This is a genomic window from Paenibacillus xylanilyticus (genome assembly GCF_013359935.1).
In the GTDB taxonomy this organism is placed as follows: domain Bacteria; phylum Bacillota; class Bacilli; order Paenibacillales; family Paenibacillaceae; genus Paenibacillus; species Paenibacillus xylanilyticus.
Genome location: NZ_JABMCB010000203.1, coordinates 129509 through 147343, shown reverse-complemented (window position 1 = coordinate 147343; position 17835 = coordinate 129509). Strand labels below are relative to the sequence as shown.

The following is a 17835-nucleotide window of genomic DNA, read 5'->3' as shown; positions in this document are numbered from 1 at the left end:
CTCTTCCTGGATTCAATGGAGGCGGAAATTAAACAAGAATAGCTGGTGCATGAAGATGCATCATGATTCCGGTCTGCGTTATCGTGATGTCCAATCATGCGTTGACAGGCCGGCATCTCATGAATGGACGATCCATGTCGCGATAATATTGAAGGAGGAACGGTCATGCCCCCAGAAACGATCGGCATCATGTTCGATTCACGCATGTACCGGGGGATACCGGCCGGAAGGACCGGTCAGGAATCACTCGCGAATTATGAGCAGGCTGCGGCCTTTTATGGATTAATCCCTTGCTTTTTGCGGCTTGAAGATGTGGATCCGGATACGAAGACCTGTCTGGCTTATGTCAAAAAGGAAGGTGTTTATGTTCGTCAAAAAATGCTCTTGCCTTCCGTCATTCATAACCGGGCTCTGCAGCTTCGCCGGACTGAACAGCATCAGGTGACCAAGCTGCTCTTGCAGGGCATTCAGGTATATAATGTTCGGAATCGGTATCGCAAGGATCATATTCATGACATGCTTCATCAGGACCCTGTATTGAAGAAACATCTGCCTCATGCCGCCAAAGCTGCGCCGGAGTCTCTGGTTTATATGATGGAACATTATAATGATCTGATTATCAAACCGTGCAGCGGCAGTATTGGACACGGCATCATGCGCTTATATAAACGGGATGGGGACTGGAGATTGACATGCCAGACCAAGGCTTCCCGCAAAGGATGGGCAACATTCAGGCTAAGCAGGGGACAACTGCCCTCGGCCACCTTGAGACGTATTTTTCGCCATGCGTATCTCATTGAGGAGCGGATCCCGCTGGTCCGTTACGAAGGAAGACCCGTGGATCTGCGTGTATCTGTGCAGCGGGGAATGGACGGTCTATGGGGCATCACGGGCATGTTCGCCAAGGCAGCACCTGCCCACACCTTTGTCACCAATATTGCCCAGGGAGGCAAGGTCATGACCATGGCAGATGCTTTTGATGAAGATGAACTTGGCCTCAGCATTCCGGAGATTGAAGCCAGAATCAGTTCTGTCGGACTGCGAATCGCACGTACGCTGGCTTCCAGTCTGCCGCACCTTGCCGACCTTGGTCTCGATCTTGGCATCGCCAGAAACGGACAGATTTATTTTATAGAATGCAATGGACGGGACCAGCGGTACGGTTTTCGCAAGGCGGGAATGCCTGAACATTGGAAAGCCAGCTACCGCGAGCCAATGGCATATGGACGCCTGTTGATGGAACAAAATTCACAGATTCCACGCCAGCCGCAAACCTACCATAGGTACCCGTATTGATTTCGCTGGCATTCTGTGTCAATATTATGCAGAACGGCCGGTCCTGCCGGCCTTGAAGTTCGCACTAACCCTAAGGGGGATATTCATGGCAAAAACGCTGTTGCGGTTAATGACCGAGCTTTCTTCGCGCAAATGGATCTCCCGGACTGTGGGAGCCTTCTCCAAGAGCCGGGGAAGCAAGGCATTTATCCCATATTTTGTCCGGACCTACAACATCCCTGTTCAGGAAGCCGAGAAAGACTGGAAGGAATATCGTTCACTGAATGATTTCTTCACCCGCAAATTAAAGCCGGGCATGCGCCCGCTGGATCTTTCAGAACATGCACTCATCAGCCCCGTAGACGCCAAAATCACGGCAGCCGGGCCGGTATCTGCAGGTACACTCCTGAATGTTAAGGGACAAAATTATACACTTGCTGAACTATTAAACCATTCTCCACATCTGGAGAAGTACAAGCACGGTTATGGGTTAGTCCTGTACCTCAGCCCTCGTGATTATCACCGGATTCATTCACCCGTCAGCGGACGCAGAATTGAGAGCGAGCATATCAAGGGCAAAGTTTACCCTGTAAATGATTTTGGTCTGACTCACATGAAGTCCGTGCTAAGTCGAAACGAGCGTCTCATTACGTATATTGGTCATGCTTATGGAGAAGTGGCTGTCGTCAAAGTCGGTGCCATGAATGTAAGCAGTATTCAGTACGCGGATACAGCTGCAAGCAGCTGGGCACAAGGCGATGATCTGGCTTATTTTGAATTCGGTTCCACCGTGGTTCTGCTGACCCAGAGCGGTACTTTCGAGCCTGAACCCAGCCTGCAGCCTGGTGATACGGTCAAAATGGGCACACTGCTTGGCCGCTTGAAGCCACTTCACTGATTATCCAGATACCTATAAGTAAGATGGCACAAGACCAATAAAGAGGATGACGCAAGCACCTGTAATCAGGTCTTGTGTCATCCTCTTTATGATTGAAACATATCATTTTATAGTACTGCGGTTGAGATTCCATATATACATTCAATACGAAACATCGCTCCGTATGTATAGATCCTCTGACTTTTCTTCAAAACCATACGTTTTGCAATTCCTCCGCCGGTTTTAAGCGACGCAGACGGTTCCGGAAAATATTGTACCCCTTCGTAGAGCATCCCCGGTTGCGGATCCGCCGTTTTCCGTTCATCATAAGCTCCCCCTTTCGTTTCGTCTGGAATGCTACTTACTTACCCTTGGCCTTCAGACTTGAAACGTTGCTCTGACCTCCGGCTGGACCTAACGAATTTCGGAAGGACTTTTGCCGGTATACTGCTTGAACTGACGACTGAAGAAAAAGATATCCCGGTATCCGAGAGCATCTGCAACCTCGGTTACATTCATGCCCGTATGGACCAACAGATGCTCTGCACGCTCAATACGCATGCGGATGATATAGGATTGAACAGAAGATCCGATCAATTCCTTAAACTTGATGGAGAAGTATCGGGGTGACAATCCCGCACGTGCAGCCAGATCCTCCACCCGATGGGTAATCCCCGGATGCTGGCGTACATAATTCGCAACTTCCTGGATCACATCCGACAGCTGGTTGCTGACCTTTTTCTCCACAGGTGCTTCCGTATCTGCACGCAGCAAATGAATCATCAGCTGTTTCAAAATCAGCCGGCTCTCTTCATCCCGCCCATATACATCAGACAGGAACAGTCTTACATACCGAGCCAGCAAGTGCTCGAATTCCACTGTTTCCACTAGCTCACGATAGGACTGTGGAACATCATTAACGGGTATATCTACATCAAAATGAATATACGTAAGTACCAACGGTTTCTGTTTGTTATGTGTTGCGGTAGGATGATCGCCTGGCCTGAACAGAAAACAACTACCCTTGCCAACTTCATACGACTGCTCATTCAGCACAACGGTCCCTTCACCACTCCATACATAAAATAAATCATAGTTCTGCATCGGTTTTTCCCGCTTCTGCCACTTCCATCCCGGTTCGCAGACAATTTTGGCGACGGCGGGCAAAATAACAAAAGATGACGGCGATGCCTGCAGCATGTCGCCACTCCCCCTTGAAAGTTAATCTCTCCGCATGTTGCATCATTGGATTCCAATCGCTTATGGATAAACAGGCATACGAACACAACTCATTCGATCAACCTATTTCTAAATAGGGTTGCGCTTCTTGGACTTGATGCAATATGCACTTGTATGTGATTTCTGCTCTTGTCGGAGCGAAATATCTTAGTCCATTATACAGCGGATTTCAGCGAAACGAAAATGTACTCTTCTCCCACGCCAGCCGCAGCCTTCGGATCCCCTCCGTGATCTCCTCTTTCTCCAAATGTGCAAAACCGAAACAGGCAGCCGGATGGCCGGGGATGAGTTGATAACGAACGGCATCCCGGAACCGTACGCCTTCTTCCAGCGCCACCGTTTTGAAGCTAATGTAACTGTCCGGACAGCCATTCCAGGTGGCGTAAATGTGAAGCCCTGCATCCCCAGGCTGCATAGTGAATGCCTCCGGTAATTGACACTGCATCTCCTGCACAAAAAAGGCATGTCGTTCACCGTATAAACGGGTTAGTCGTCTCAAGTGCCGCAGATATCCTCCTCTGCTCATGAATTTTGCCAGTGCCCGCTGTTCCAATAGTGCAGGAGGTACAGGTTCATATAGAGCCTTTGCTGCAAGCAGCGGCTGCACCAGACTTGGCGGCAGAACGGCGTAGCCCAGCCTGAAGGAAGCAATCATCGTTTGCGTGAACGAACCCACGTAGATTACCCGTTGTTCACGGTCCAATACTTTGAGTGGTTCGATCGGTCTGCCGCCCCAGCGAAATTCGCTGTCATAATCATCTTCAATAATGACGGCATTGCGCTTGGAGGCCCAGGCAAGCAATGCCTGGCGTCTGTCGAGCCCCAGCACGGCACCGGTCGGGAACTGCCGGGTAGGGGTGACGAATAACGTCTGCGCTTCCCAGTCTTGGGGGATGATGCCCTGTGAATCCACATTTGCCGGGACGATGCGGCCCCCACAGGAGCTCACCGCATGAGCGATTCCCGGATATCCGGGATTTTCCAATATGGCTGATGAGCCTTCCCGGATAAGCAGCTGGGCGAGTAATGTAATGCCTTGCATCGAACCGCTGAACAGTACGATCTGAGATGCATCTGCCTGAATTCCGCGCGTCCATCTTAGATGTGAAGCAATGGCCTCACGCAGCTCGGGGTCCCCTGCTGCACCGCTTTGTTCCCGCCAATCGCTCCGATGCACGGCAGCAAGTGCACTTTTCCATTCGGCTTCGGGAAAATGGTCTGCAGGCATGCGATGGACATGAAAATCGATGACGTCTTGATTCTGGTCATGAACAGACTCAGCCACTTTTTGAGTATCCAGTCTGCTCACGCGTTCTCCCCATGGGGACAGGTCAATGACCGCTTCCTGTTCTGCTTGTTTCTCTGTGGTAAACGAACCCGTAACAAAGGTTCCCCTTCCCCGATGTGCCTCGACGTAACCATCCGCAAGCAGCATGTCATATACCTGTGCAACAGAGCCGCGTGACATATCATACTGGCGTGCGAGCTCACGCGTAGAGGGGAGCCTTGTCCCTCCAACGAGTGTTCCCGCATGGATGGCATCACGCAAGGCATGGTACAATGCCGTGTATTTATAGCGATGCTGATGCTCGTAAGAATTCATGGGCAGCCACAGTTCCAAGGCGCTCGCTCCTTTTTTTTATTTTCAGATACCGCTAAAATTCCTCTTGCTCCAATCCACTTGGATTGATCACCCGTTCCTTTCACAAATTGGACTATAAAAATGAATGTAAATTGGATCTATTTTTATGTCAATGCATGTTTTATCGTTAGGTCAACGGTACAACTTTTCATTCAAAAGCGATCACCTATCATTACCAAGGGGGAAACACATATGAGACGCAAAGAATTTACAGTCGACGAAGAAAAGGAAATTACTGCGTTTCTGGATCAGTGCTCCTTCGGATTCCTGGGAACCGTCAGTCCGGATGGACATCCACGGGTAACGCCGCTCAATTTTGTATATATGGATGGATGCTTCTATTTCCATGGCAGTCTTGCCGGGGAGAAGATGAAACAGATCAAGCATGATTCCTCGGTCAGCTTTACGGTGGCCGAAGAGTTTTCCCTGATTCCCTCCTATTTCAGTGATCCCGAGTTAGCTTGTCCGGCAACCTCCTTTTTCAAAAGTGTCATGGCTTCCGGACAGGCAGAGCCTGTTCAGGATCTGGAAATCAAGGGCAGGGTGCTGCAGCGATTTATGGAGAAGCTCCAGCCTCAAGGCGGATATGTACCCATTGATGCTGCCGACTCCCGTTATACAGGTAGATTAAAAGCGGTAGCCGTTGTACGAATTGTACCAGAGCAAATCAGTGCCAAGTTCAAATTCGGACAAAACCTCTCTACCGAACGTTTCGATCATATCAGCGGTCAGTTGGAACAGCGCAATGAGGGAAGGGATGCGGAAACAGCCGAAATGATGCGGAAATACTGTCCTTTTCATCAGGAATAGGCTTTGATTATCCATGTCTTATCATTGGGAAATATGCTCTAATTCCACCTGCAAACCCCCTGCAACAACGCGGTGAAGTGATATAACTGTCATATTGCGTAATTTCCGTGACGGGGGGATGTCAAGGTGATATAATGTTAGGCAGTTGAATCCCAAAGACCTGGAAGGATGAAAAGAATGAATCCACTGGCTGAACAGTTGAACGAAAGTATTCAGGCAGGCAGCAGTCACGTCTACTCCATGCTGTCGCAGCTCGGTAAAGAAATCTATTTCCCAAAAGAAGGCATCCTGAGTCAGTCTGCTGAAGCAGCAAGCCTGGCCAAGACCTATAATGCTACAATTGGTATTGCTCTGGAGGGCGGTGTGCCGATGCATCTTCCGGTTATTCAGGAGAAGCTGTCTGCATTCCAACCGAAGGACCTCTACCCTTACGCTCCGCCTGCGGGCAAGCCTGAACTGCGGACGGTATGGAGAGACAAGATGCTGAAAGAGACCCCTTCGCTTGAGGGTAAAACCTTTGGCAACCCGATTGTAACCAATGCATTAACTCATGGACTCAGTATCGTAGCCGACCTTTTCGTTGACGAAGGGGACGCTGTTATATATCCGGATAAAAACTGGGAAAATTACGAGCTGACTTTCGGAATTCGCCGTCATGGCCAGCTGGTTCATTACCCCCTGTTCGATGACCAATTGAATTTTAATAGTGCCGGACTGCTTGAAGCACTCCTTGCACAAAAAGGCAAAGGCAAAGCCGTCGTGCTGCTGAATTTCCCGAATAACCCAACAGGCTACACGCCTGGAGGTGAAGAAGCCAATGCGATCGTGGATACGATTCGTCAGGCTGCGGAAGCAGGTGTAGACGTGGTTGCCGTGACAGATGATGCTTACTTTGGTCTGTTCTTCGAGGATTCCATTCACGAATCATTGTTTGGCAAACTGGCCAACATTCATCCACGCGTACTGACGATCAAAGTGGATGGTGCGACCAAGGAAGAATTCGTATGGGGCTTCCGCGTTGGTTTCATCACGTACGCTCATGAAGATGCTGCAGTTCTGCATGCATTGGAACAGAAAACACTCGGCATTATTCGGGCCACCATCTCCAGTGGTCCGCATCCTTCGCAGACTTTTGTCCTGGATGCACTGAAAGCGCCGGAGTTTGAAGCACAGAAACAGGAGAAGTTCGAAATCATGAAAGGCCGTGCGAATAAAGTGAAAGCTATCCTCGATAGCGGCAAATACGGAGAAGTATGGGATTACTATCCGTTTAACTCCGGTTACTTCATGTGTTTGAAGTTAAAAGAGGTTGATGCCGAAACACTTCGTTCCCACTTGCTGAAGAAGTACGGTGTAGGCACCATTGCGCTGGGTGAAGCTGATCTGCGCATCGCCTTCTCCTGTATTGAAGAGTCCGGATTGGAAGATCTGTTTGATACCATCTACCGTGGAATTTTGGATCTGCAGACGAACTGATAATGTGCAGCAATACCGCTCTTTAAAAAATGAATAATTCGGGACAGTTCAGGCTTCTGTGCGTGTCCTGCAATATAAGCAGCCCTCTATATAACGGTGATGTACACCTTCTATAGAGGGCTGTTTGGTGTTTCTTTTTCAATCTCAAAAGCCCACCCACCTCATCTTTCTAAATGATCCAGGGCAGTGGCCCAATCAGCGGAAACCCAAGGCACATAATATACGATGTACGCAAGGGCGTGCCAAACACCACTCGAAAGGGGAATGACCATGTCTGGAGTTGAAGATACAAGAGGCGGTTATGGATGCGGCGGTTATGGAGGATTTACAAACACAGGTGCCATTCTCGTTTTGTTCATTTTGCTCGTAATCATCACTAAATCGTTCCTCTGTTAGTTCCATCCTCCTCTATGCGGCAGTGACACGAGGTCTGACCGCAGCACAAAGACGGTTAATTTGGGGACTAAGCCCGAAATAACCGTCTTTTGGTATCTTAGTATAGAAGAAACGTCCTCTTTGTTGCAGTTCACCTGATCCAGTCACATGTTTGCATCAAATAAGGTCAAGCTATTCGTCCTCTTCTTCCTTTAACCATTTGTTCCCCTGTGAACGTCTCATCAAATAGATCACAAGCAGACCGAGTACCAGCGCTATTCCTGTAATGCTCACTCCACCCATTCCTGCAGCCCACATTGGAAGCCACATCAGTAGAGCAGCGATCGCATGCAGATTGAAGATGAATCCGAGCACCTGGGAACGGCGGCTCTCTGCAGAAATTGGATAAATCATGATCCAGAAGGATTCACCATGGCTGCGGCGCAATGCTCCGAGCTGTACACCAACCAGCAGAAGGAAGAACAGATAGACACCCACGCCAAAGTAACTTCCCGCTGTCCACCAGCTGAGCAGCAAGCCGAGTACAATCAGGCGCAGTACGATGGAAAACACTTCGGTCCGAATGAATGTTTTGGTAATGAGATAGCGATAGGCTTTCCCGGCATTCCAGGGCAGTCCACTCCCCCATTTACTGAGCCAGCGGCGCGCACTTACTTTCTGACCGGATGACGGTACATCCACGAACCAGCCTAATGTCCGCATAACACGGCCGGCTTGGCTCTGCTCTACCTGAATCAGACGTTCCCAGGCAATCCGGTGCTTCATCGGGATACGCAGTGCAGCCATGTAGACGACCGCAAGCAAAAGGAGGAACCATGCGCTACGCTGCGGAGGCTGCCACAGCCATGCCGCAATCGCCAGTATAGCCAGTGCCCAGCGCAGCAAACGATAGCCTCTGGCTGCCCCGATCTGCACCATTCGAAGCTCTTGCCAGGCGCCGTAGCTCGCCAGACTTTTCCACAGGAGCAGAAACACGATAAACCAGCCAAACGGCCGTGCATCCTGGTCTGCCCGAACATAGAGAGGCCACAGCGTAACAAATACGAGCAGCATACCCAGACTTTTGTAGATGATCCCCCGGGCAAAACTATTCTTCAGATACTCCTGCATCCGGTATTCCTGGGGTCTCAGAAATACGATATCGGCAGGATGCAGATATGTACGATAACTGCTGAACAGGACTAGCGGTGTCAACAACAGTAACGCAATCCAGCGAATCGGAAATCCTGCCGGAATGTTTTGCACAAATGAGGTATACCAGGCAGAGAATGCAATGACGAGAAATAGAAAGACCATGGCCACGCCGCTCTGTATGACATAGCCCAGATAAGGAAGAATTCCGTTCCAGAATCCCGTGCGTCTTTGCTTCCATAACAGCTTGAGATCCATGCTTAATCCCTGCCCTGCACGAGAGAATAGAACATGTGCTCCAGCGTCGCATCCGATTCCCCGAACTGGGCCCGCAGTTCAGTCAATGTTCCTTGAGCAATTACCTCTCCGCGATGCAAAACAATAAAGCGGTCGCAGTAATTTTCAATGGTGGACAGAATATGCGAGCTTAACAAAATCGATGATCCCGATGCTTTCATTTCCAGCATGAAATCAAGCAAGGAACGAATCCCCAGCGGGTCCAGGCCCAAAAACGGTTCATCGATAATGTACAGCGGCGGCCCTGCGACAAAGGCACACATGATCATGACCTTTTGCCGCATCCCTTTGGACAGGTGAGTCGACAGACTTGTACTTTTCTCCCTCATGCGGAACAAGTCCAGCAGCTTCTCTGTGCGCTGTTTAAAATCCGCTTCCGATACGCCATACGCTCTGGCCGTGAATTCCAGATGCTCCATCACGGTCATCTCGTCATACAACTCGGGTGACTCCGGCACAAAGGCCATCGCCGATTGATATATCTGCGCGTCCTCGTCCCGTTTCTTGCCCATCACCCGAACGTCCCCTTGCTGGGGAGTCATCAATCCTAAAATATGTTTCATGGTGGTACTCTTGCCGGCACCGTTCAATCCGATCAGTCCGACCATCTCTCCGCGTCCAACTTCGAGGTCGATTCCGTGGAGAACAGGCCGTTTGGCACTGTATCCTCCGCTTAGCCCACTGATTTTTAACACGGGCGATTGTCCGTTATCCATCAATCCCTGCACCTCTTTCGTCAGGTTTTATTCTTCGGAACGCGGTGTGTTTCCCTTGCTCCATTTGGGTGCTCCCTTGTTTTTGCGATCCTGATCTCGCTCCGTTCTGCCTCCGCCGCCTGCAGGCTTTCCGCCTGTTCCGCGCTGATTCGACACTGCAGCTCTTGCACCGCCGTTACGGCCTGCTTGGCCTGGCTTGCGATCACGGGACTGTCCCGGTTTTCTCGAAAAGGAATGACCTTCAGGCCGCGTATCCGGACGCGGATCAGCCTCCAGCACTTTACCTCCGAACAATACGCGTTCCGTCAGTTCGATGCCGAGTTCGCGTGCAAATTTGCGCATGATGAAGATTTGCGTTTCATCCACGATGGACAGCACAATACCACTGCGTCCCATTCGTCCGGTACGTCCCGCACGGTGAACATAGTGCTCCGAGTCAAAAGCAGGGTCATAATTGATGACCATGGGCAGACCTTCAATATCCAATCCTCTTGCCGCAACTTCGCTGGCAATCAGCAGTTGGATTTTGCCATTGCGAAAAGCAGCGAGAACGTTGCTCCGGGTTACCTTGTCTGCATCTCCATACAACCCGGCTGCCGAAAGACCCAAATGGTTCATTTTGGCCTCAACCTCACCGATATCTTCTGTAGCATTAACAAAGACGATGGCCCGATCAGGATTATACTGTCTAACCAGACGACGCAGCATATCGATTTTGTTGCGTGTTTCTTCCACAAAGTAATAATGCTCCAGTCCCGCAGCCGTTGCCCGGTCAGGTTCGATTCCGATCTGAACAGGCTCCTTCATCTCACGCTTGGCAAGTCCGGAGGTATGCTCATCAATGGTTGCTGACAGGAAGATCAGCTGACGGTCACGAAGCGCACTGCGCAGCACAAAATCCACATCACTCACGCCACCCAGCTGGAACACCTGGTCCGCCTCATCAATGACAATCGTGGAAACATTATGCATTTTCAGCTTTTTCAGCGTAATTAATTCCTTCAGTCGTCCCGGCGTACCCACAACCAGTTCAGGGTGTTCCCGCAATTTCTCAATCTGGCGTTTGACGGCTGCTCCACCAATGAGGCCAAGAACGCCAATGCTGCGTCCCTCTCCATACCGCTGTGCTTCGCGTACAATTTGCATCGCCAGTTCTTGCGTAGGGGCTATAATGAGCTTTTGTGTACCTTTCACATCACTTTTGATGGATTGCAGCAATGGCAGAAGATAAGCAAGGGTTTTACCTGTTCCTGTCTGGGATTTGGCAACCACATCGCGGCCTTCCAAAATAACCGGTATGGTCTGTGCCTGCACCGGAGATGGTTCGTTAATCCCGTGCGCAGCAAGGAGCTCTTCCAGGTCCTGTGCCACACCTATTGAAGCAAATGTTTGATTCGTCATGTATGTCCATCCTTTAAATTTATTCTTACGATGCTATTTCCCGCTTGTACTTCTGGAGCATAAGCCTGTCATCACATTATCTTTCATTATATGCGAAAAAAGGCTGTGGACCAAATCTTATTCGGTAAGACGCGGCTTGGTCGCAAAAAAGAAAAGCCCCTCGGCGGAGCTTTTCTCTTATTCCCTAATATGATGCCTCGATTGCTGCATTTCTACTTCTGATTCATGACTCCATGCGTGAGCCGGTCAGCCAGTCGCGGAAACAGCTGATACAGCCATATGCCAGCCGAAGCGAGTCTTGGCAGATTCACTTCTTCCTTGCGTTTCTTCATCGCCCGGATCATATGCCCAGCAACCTGTTCTGGCTTCAGCATCATCCAGCGCACATTATTCACGTAATTCCCGGAAGGATCTGCGCGATGAAAAAATGGCGTATCAATGGGACCCGGGTTAATAGTTGTAACCGTTACTCCGGTCCTGCGCAGTTCCTGACGCAAGGCATTGCTGAAGCCAAGTACGGCATGTTTGGTCGCTGTGTAGGAAGCCGATTTTGCGGTCCCGATCTTGCCGGCCATGGAAGCCACATTCACAATCTGACCAACACCACGGTTCAGCATGTGCGGTAAAACCGCCTTCGTGCAGCGAACAATTCCCATGTAATTGACGTCCATCATTTCATCGAATTCCTGCACCGTCATTTCCGTCATTGCGGCGAATTTGCCGTACCCTGCATTATTCAACAGAACATCCACTCGCCCATACTTTTCCAGCATCATGTTAACAGCTGTCTGTACCTGATCATCATTGGTAACATCCAGTGTAAGCAGCTCATGCGGCCCTTTTAGCGAAGCACCTATTTCTTCAAGCTTGTCCCGAGAACGGGCAGCGAGAATGGGAATAGCTCCTTCTTCAATCAACATCTGAGCACAGAGCGCACCAATTCCGCTCGACGCACCCGTGATGAATACAACCTGATCTTTCAGCATACAAGAAGTCCTCCCGTATTGAACACACTCGCCTGTTCAGGCTATGGCTCTATTCTACGAGATCATTACCTGAATATCCATCTCGCCGATTCCGTCCATCAGCAATGGGATACTCAGTGCCTTCGTTGCATTAAATTCGGTCAAATGTTCGGACTTCAACACTTGCGGAGGTGTAATGTCCACAACGACACCCTGGTTGGACAGGATCGTGCTGGCATTACCGCTAATCATGTTGCCCAGTTCCGAGATGGCGCTTTTACTCATTTCATCCATTTCGGTAATCACAAAACCGCCCATCATGGCAGAGACAATTCGCAGTGCAACTTGTTCCTGAATTCCGAAAACAATGTTTCCGCTCAGTTGGCCGGTCATTCCGATCACGATCCAGACATGGTCTGCTATGTACTCTACGTTCTTCACGCCAAGACTCCCTGTGGAAGGCGAAACCTGGATGAGTTGTTCGAATACGTTCCGTGCGGATTCCAGGAAAGGATTAATCACTTCCGCTTTCACTGTCTAATGTCCCCCTTACACTGGGTTATTGGTCACATACCAAAAGTCCCATATTCAATAATTTTATTATACTTTATCACGTACAAGAATTCACCAAGAATTCGGTAAGACATGTGTACTATAATTTATCGTCAGGCGCGGGGCAATTGTTTATAGCTGTTTTTGACGAAATGACAGAGCTTTGCACTCCTTTTGTAGGATGACTTTTGATTCAGTTAGGTGTCTGCTGATATTTAGGACTTTTTTACTGAATTTTTATGAATGTTAAATATTTTAAAATCTTGATATTAAGTTTAATTCACACTCCGATTTTCTTCTCAAACTGCACGCGTCTACTTCATTGCCCTGTTGTCCCGAATCACCTATAATTTAAGATAACAAAACAAAAAAACAGTTACGGGATTCCATTCCATACAGGAACACTCCATGACAAGACATCTTATCCGCAAGGAGGCCATACATGAATATCAGCCAACTGGAAACGCTGATTACGATCTCGAAAACGATGAGTTTCCGCAAAGCGGGAGAACTTCTTAACCTGACCCAGCCTGCCGTCTCGGCCCAGATTAAAAGTCTGGAGGATGAATTCAGCACCGTTCTTGTAGATCGCAACCAACCCGTCACATTAACCGATCGCGGACAGGTGTTTTTGGAGCATGCCGAGCGCATGCTAGATATCGTAGACGAGCTGAAACAGAAGTTGTCAGATCTCGATGAAACGCCTCAAGGACATATCGTACTGGGTACGACGACCTCCATTGCGATTCAGATTTTACCACGGGTGCTATCCTACTTTCAGGATCAGTTCCCATTGATCAAAACCAGTATCCAGTCGCTGCCCTCCTCACAGATCTATACGCAGGTTGAGAATGGGTTGATTGATGTGGGCATCGGTTATCTCACGGAGCGTAATCCAAATCTGAATACGTCCGTGCTCTATTACGACACCTTCGAACTTGTCGTGTCTCCTGCCCATCCACTTGCGAAGCAGAAGCATGCAGCGGTGGACGTGCTGCGAAGCACCCCTCTGATTATGTTGTCGCCAGATACGGTAGGGCGGCGCTTTACGGAAGGCATTTTCAAAAAACACGGCATTGAACCTAATATCGTAATGGAATTATCAAGCAGTGAGGAAGTCAAGCGGATGGTAGAGATTAACCTCGGCGCGGCCGTGATATCCAAGCAATCGGTTGCTCATGAGCTGCGTCAGGGCACCCTTCGGATGATTCCACTAAGTGAACTTGAGGTCAGTCACCCTGTCGGCGTCATTTACAAAGCCAGTCGGTATCTTAATTCGGCCATGCATCAATTCCTGAGCGATCTGAAAGGCATGCCGGAAACCCAGTTTATCAGTTCGGAATGACAAACAAGGCAGGAGAAAGGAAGGATCATTTATGAAATTCGATCTTCATACTCATCATTTCCGCTGTGGTCATGCGGATGGCAATATTCGGGACTACATCGAAGCTGGCATTCAGGCTGGTCTTCAGGCCATTGGCATTTCTGATCATACGCCTTATTTTGCCAGTGAGGAAGAGCAAGCATTTCCCCGCATTGCGATGGCCAAGTCGGAATTGCGCCGTTATGTCGAAGAGGTGCTCGCACTGAAAGAGGAATATGCAGGAAGAATTGACGTGCTTCTTGGCATTGAATCCGATTATTTCCCTCTCCATGCTGAGTTGTATCGCACTACGCTGGGACAGCATCCTTTTGACTATATTATTGGCTCGGTGCACCATACGGAAGATGTCAGCATATTCAATAAAACCCGGTGGAAGGGACTGAGTGAAGCACGGAAAATTGAAGTGAAGGAACGCTATTATTCCCTAATTTCACAGTCTGCACGGAGTGGCATGTTCCAGATCCTTGGACACATTGATGCGATGAAAGGCAATTATCCTGCATTCTCCGATATTGTTGCCGATCATGCCATTGATGAAACCTTGCAGGTGATTGCGGAGGCAGGCGTAGCTATTGAAATCAACACTTCCGGCAAAACGAAGCTAAGCGGCGGCTGGTATCCGTCTGATGCCATTTTGGAGCGAGCCAACCATTACGGGGTGAAAGTGACCTTCGGATCAGATGCCCACAAACCATCGCGTGTAGCGGACGAGCTGGAAGAAGTACGGACACGCCTGAAAGAAATTGGCTTTAAGGAATGGGTCTACTTTAAACAGAAACAGATGCAGATTGTTCCCTTGTAATGAACATCGAATGACAAGCTTGAAACCCTACTGCCTGGCGTGATGATACGTGCAGTAGGGTTTTTCTCATGGACAAAAAAAATGAACCCGCTCGCGGCGGGTCCCAACAGCATATCTATTTATCAAAAAGGGGGTCATGAGATAAGTTTACCCGCTGTCTGTTAGAGTTCAATTGCAGCTATATTTCAATTGTGTAACAAATGATTGAGGATTGTTTCAACTGGTTTTGTTATCTTATTCTATGTGACTTCCGTTTCTCGGATACCTAGGTTTGCAGGCTTTTTCCCTCTCGGGATCGAACGTGCTCTTCACGGTATAGCGCATAGACCTTGACGTCCAGCAGTGTATCAGGTGTTTGGCCACCCTCCTGGTCTAAACCAAATGAGGGAAGGGTGCGTTCGTAGGACATTCCACTTTTGCAAAGCACCCGTTCGGATGGTACATTGGCTTCGTAGCAGCGTGCTTCCACTTTCCTGAGATCCAGCTCCGTAAAACCAAAATGCAGCAAACGCTGTACAGCCTCGGTTGCTACCCCCATACCCCAGCAGGACTTGTTCAATATATAGCCTATCTGGGCTGTACCGCTCTGCTCATTCCAGTGCTGAAAAGAAGTGATGCCGATGATCGGCTCCCTGCCTTTCCAACAGATACCGTAGTGCAGCGAATCCAGCTTCGCACTGCTGCTCCGGATCTGATTCAATAATCGCCGAGCTCGGATTGGCGTTGGTTGGCCTCCCCTATTCACATATTGAATAACCTGCGGATCGGAGAACAATTCCGATAATGTGTTGAAATCACTCTGACGCAAAGATCGAAGAAGCAATCTCTCTGTCCATAACACAGGAAGTCCTTGGCCCAGCATTTTTCGGGTCAGCATGGCAATCGCTCCTTTTGTCTATCGGGTTCTGGTCCGGTAAGACAAGCAAGCTCTGGGATGATCCGGCTCCATTAATGATGGATAACACTCCGGGCTTTCAAATTTTAGTATGTCGATTCACTGCCTTTTTTTATTCCTCTGTAGAGCTCTCCTGCAGTCCACGATAGATACCTGTACGTATCTCCCGGATGTAGAAATCCAATGAAGGTACCTTCGCTTGCTGTGCAGCCAGCACTTCACGTTCGATATCGTAGGGAACCCGTACAAATTGAAGGTTAAACGCCTTGTTTCGATCACTGCCATTCTCTCCCTCAACGATGCAGTAAGAGGCTTGGGTCATATCGAGTGGATTGCCTACACTCCCGGTATTAAACAACATTTTGCCATTAAAATGCTGCAAGTAGGCGTTATGTACATCTCCATATCCCACGATATCCGCCTCACCAAGATGTGGATCATCCGCTGGAGGATCAAACATGGCTGTTCTTTTTTCGATCTCGTCCCACGGCTGTACGCGGTGATACACACTCTGCGGCGAGGCGTGCACCAGACGAATGGTCCGACCACTAAGTTCAAATTGGTGGCTAAAGGGGAGATTCCCCAAATATGCCAGCCGCTCCGCTCCCAGTCGGTCAGCCTGCCAGGTGAAATTTTCATTATCCTGATTGACCGCAACCAGCTCATCCCAATTGCCCCGAATCACTTGCTCGCACGTTTCTCTCACCCGATCCACCACCTGCACCGGATCCGGACCTTTGCCTACGAGGTCGCCCAGACAAAAGATACGCTCCAGCCCGCGATTCCGAATATCTCTGAGTACAGCTTCCCAAGCTGTCATGTTGCCATGAATATCGGATACAATCGCAATTCGTTCCATCTGGCCAACCTCCTCGTGTAATACTTAAATTCATCTTGCACAATCTCTATGTTCGTATTCCCTGTAATTCAAAAACGGTTAATTCCGGCCTGCACAAAAAACGAATCGGCAGCTGGGTCATGCCGAAGCCTCGATTCACATAAACGGGCATACGCGCCTTGCCTGCATAATATAACCCCTGAATATACTTGTGTGAACCTCGCGGCGTCGTGACTGCTCCTATCCAAGGGAAACGAACCTGCCCTCCATGGCTATGACCTGACAGCTGTAACCCGAATCCAAACGGTGCTGCCAAATCGGCAAAATCCGGTTCATGCATCAGCAATAATTTCCACACATCCGCATCCAGGCCTTTTATGGCTTCCAAAGGATTCGGCTGGCCTGTAAGGGCATCATCCAGACCTGTCACTGCGATATGTTCGCTCCCTTGTTTGATGACAGCGTGACTGTTGCGAAGCAGCGTGAAGCCGGCTTGCTTGAACATGGCTTCGACTTCATTCTGCTGACGGCCCCGGTAATCATGATTCCCCAATACGGCAAACTTGCCATACTTCGCCTGCATGGATGCCAGCACGGGGATGCATTCCCGCATCGGTTCGGCTTCTCGCTCCACCATGTCCCCGGTAAAACAAATCAGATCCGGCCGCTGCTCCTGTATGGTCCCAGCCAGCTTCTCCATCTCCTTCAAACCGGTATGAAACCCGAGATGTGCATCGCTGAACTGGACAACACGCAGCCCCTCAAATGCCTGTGGAAATCCTGGCAGTTTCAATTGCACCTGCTTGACTTCCAGACGACGTGGCTCCCAGAGCCACGCATATCCGCCTGTGAATAGGGCTGCTCCCGCTGTCATTACGACCATTCGCAGCAAAAAACTGCGCCGGGAGGGATCATGATCCTTCTCCTCACCGGGAAAAATGGACTCTTCATCAGGTTCATGGTTTGAGCGCCGGGGCGGTGGCCAGGAGCTGCCCTTACGCGGTGTCTCTGCCATGTCTTCCCCTCCTTCTCCGCTCTACATGCATCTCTACAGTATACCATATTCTGCATGACGAGCCTGGTTCCTTCGCTGTTTGAGAAAAAGAAGTCGTGATCCCCGGCAGCAAGCTGCCTTGGAT

Annotated in this window: 17 protein-coding genes; 7 read left to right on the top strand and 10 right to left on the bottom strand. The window is 49.5% G+C overall.

The genetic code is table 11. The annotated features are described in order from the left end of the window. Positions 1 to 165: 165 nt before the first annotated feature. Both HP552_RS31405 and asd read left to right on the top strand, forming a co-directional pair. The gene (locus HP552_RS31405; RefSeq protein ID WP_175399281.1) at positions 166 to 1296 is read left to right on the top strand and encodes a YheC/YheD family endospore coat-associated protein; all 1131 of its coding nucleotides are present in this window, start codon (positions 166 to 168) and stop codon (positions 1294 to 1296) included. An 85-nt stretch (positions 1297 to 1381) separates the two neighbouring features. Further along, a complete protein-coding gene (gene asd, locus HP552_RS31400; RefSeq protein WP_175399280.1) occupies positions 1382 to 2173 on the top strand; it encodes an archaetidylserine decarboxylase in 792 nt (263 codons plus the stop codon). A gap of 393 nt (positions 2174 to 2566) precedes the next feature. Here asd and HP552_RS31395 read toward each other — a convergent pair whose 3' ends face one another. Both HP552_RS31395 and pdxR read right to left on the bottom strand, forming a co-directional pair. Continuing rightward, positions 2567 to 3352, bottom strand: a complete 786-nt coding sequence (locus tag HP552_RS31395; RefSeq protein ID WP_175399279.1) for a helix-turn-helix domain-containing protein — start codon at positions 3350 to 3352, stop codon at positions 2567 to 2569. Between the two features lie 208 nt (positions 3353 to 3560). Then, positions 3561 to 5012, bottom strand: coding sequence for a MocR-like pyridoxine biosynthesis transcription factor PdxR (gene pdxR / locus HP552_RS31390; RefSeq protein WP_175399278.1), 1452 nt, complete (start codon positions 5010 to 5012; stop codon positions 3561 to 3563). Between the two features lie 213 nt (positions 5013 to 5225). On the opposite strand from pdxR, the gene HP552_RS31385 reads away from it, so the two are divergent. The 3 genes from HP552_RS31385 (at position 5226) to HP552_RS34725 (ending at position 7715) form a co-directional block, all read left to right on the top strand. Further along, positions 5226 to 5843, top strand: a complete 618-nt coding sequence (locus tag HP552_RS31385) for a pyridoxamine 5'-phosphate oxidase family protein (protein WP_175399277.1) — start codon at positions 5226 to 5228, stop codon at positions 5841 to 5843. A 177-nt stretch (positions 5844 to 6020) separates the two neighbouring features. Continuing rightward, positions 6021 to 7319 carry an aminotransferase class I/II-fold pyridoxal phosphate-dependent enzyme gene (locus HP552_RS31380; RefSeq protein ID WP_175399276.1) on the top strand — a complete coding sequence of 433 codons (1299 nt, stop codon included), beginning with the start codon at positions 6021 to 6023 and terminating at the stop codon, positions 7317 to 7319. Positions 7320 to 7589: 270 nt separating this feature from the next. Beyond that, positions 7590 to 7715: a YjcZ family sporulation protein gene (locus HP552_RS34725; protein ID WP_206759599.1), complete on the top strand. Its 126-nt coding sequence runs from the start codon at positions 7590 to 7592 to the stop codon at positions 7713 to 7715. Between the two features lie 171 nt (positions 7716 to 7886). Here HP552_RS34725 and HP552_RS31375 read toward each other — a convergent pair whose 3' ends face one another. From HP552_RS31375 to HP552_RS31355, 5 genes are all read right to left on the bottom strand, one after another. Then, the gene (locus HP552_RS31375) at positions 7887 to 9104 is read right to left on the bottom strand and encodes an ABC transporter permease (protein WP_175399275.1); all 1218 of its coding nucleotides are present in this window, start codon (positions 9102 to 9104) and stop codon (positions 7887 to 7889) included. 2 nt (positions 9105 to 9106) lie between these two features. Beyond that, the gene (locus HP552_RS31370; protein ID WP_175399274.1) at positions 9107 to 9859 is read right to left on the bottom strand and encodes an ABC transporter ATP-binding protein; all 753 of its coding nucleotides are present in this window, start codon (positions 9857 to 9859) and stop codon (positions 9107 to 9109) included. 27 nt (positions 9860 to 9886) lie between these two features. Further along, entirely contained in the window at positions 9887 to 11260 is a 1374-nt protein-coding gene (locus HP552_RS31365) for a DEAD/DEAH box helicase (RefSeq protein ID WP_175399273.1), read from the bottom strand. A gap of 212 nt (positions 11261 to 11472) precedes the next feature. Beyond that, positions 11473 to 12246, bottom strand: a complete 774-nt coding sequence (locus tag HP552_RS31360; protein ID WP_175399272.1) for an SDR family NAD(P)-dependent oxidoreductase — start codon at positions 12244 to 12246, stop codon at positions 11473 to 11475. A gap of 54 nt (positions 12247 to 12300) precedes the next feature. Next, a complete protein-coding gene (locus HP552_RS31355; protein ID WP_095292039.1) occupies positions 12301 to 12759 on the bottom strand; it encodes a chemotaxis protein CheX in 459 nt (152 codons plus the stop codon). Positions 12760 to 13219: 460 nt separating this feature from the next. Between HP552_RS31355 and HP552_RS31350 the strand changes: the two genes are divergently transcribed. Then, entirely contained in the window at positions 13220 to 14122 is a 903-nt protein-coding gene (locus tag HP552_RS31350; protein WP_175399271.1) for a LysR family transcriptional regulator, read from the top strand. A 31-nt stretch (positions 14123 to 14153) separates the two neighbouring features. Beyond that, positions 14154 to 14963 carry a histidinol-phosphatase gene (locus HP552_RS31345; protein WP_175399270.1) on the top strand — a complete coding sequence of 270 codons (810 nt, stop codon included), beginning with the start codon at positions 14154 to 14156 and terminating at the stop codon, positions 14961 to 14963. A gap of 265 nt (positions 14964 to 15228) precedes the next feature. Here the strand turns inward: HP552_RS31345 and HP552_RS31340 are convergent, their stop codons facing one another. The 3 genes from HP552_RS31340 to HP552_RS31330 all read right to left on the bottom strand — a co-directional run bounded on the left by HP552_RS31340 (position 15229) and on the right by HP552_RS31330 (position 17711). Continuing rightward, the gene (locus HP552_RS31340; RefSeq protein WP_175399269.1) at positions 15229 to 15840 is read right to left on the bottom strand and encodes a GNAT family N-acetyltransferase; all 612 of its coding nucleotides are present in this window, start codon (positions 15838 to 15840) and stop codon (positions 15229 to 15231) included. Between the two features lie 130 nt (positions 15841 to 15970). Continuing rightward, positions 15971 to 16717, bottom strand: a complete 747-nt coding sequence (locus HP552_RS31335; RefSeq protein ID WP_175399268.1) for a metallophosphoesterase family protein — start codon at positions 16715 to 16717, stop codon at positions 15971 to 15973. A gap of 46 nt (positions 16718 to 16763) precedes the next feature. Next, a complete protein-coding gene (locus HP552_RS31330) occupies positions 16764 to 17711 on the bottom strand; it encodes a metallophosphoesterase (RefSeq protein ID WP_175399267.1) in 948 nt (315 codons plus the stop codon). Positions 17712 to 17835 lie beyond the last annotated feature (124 nt).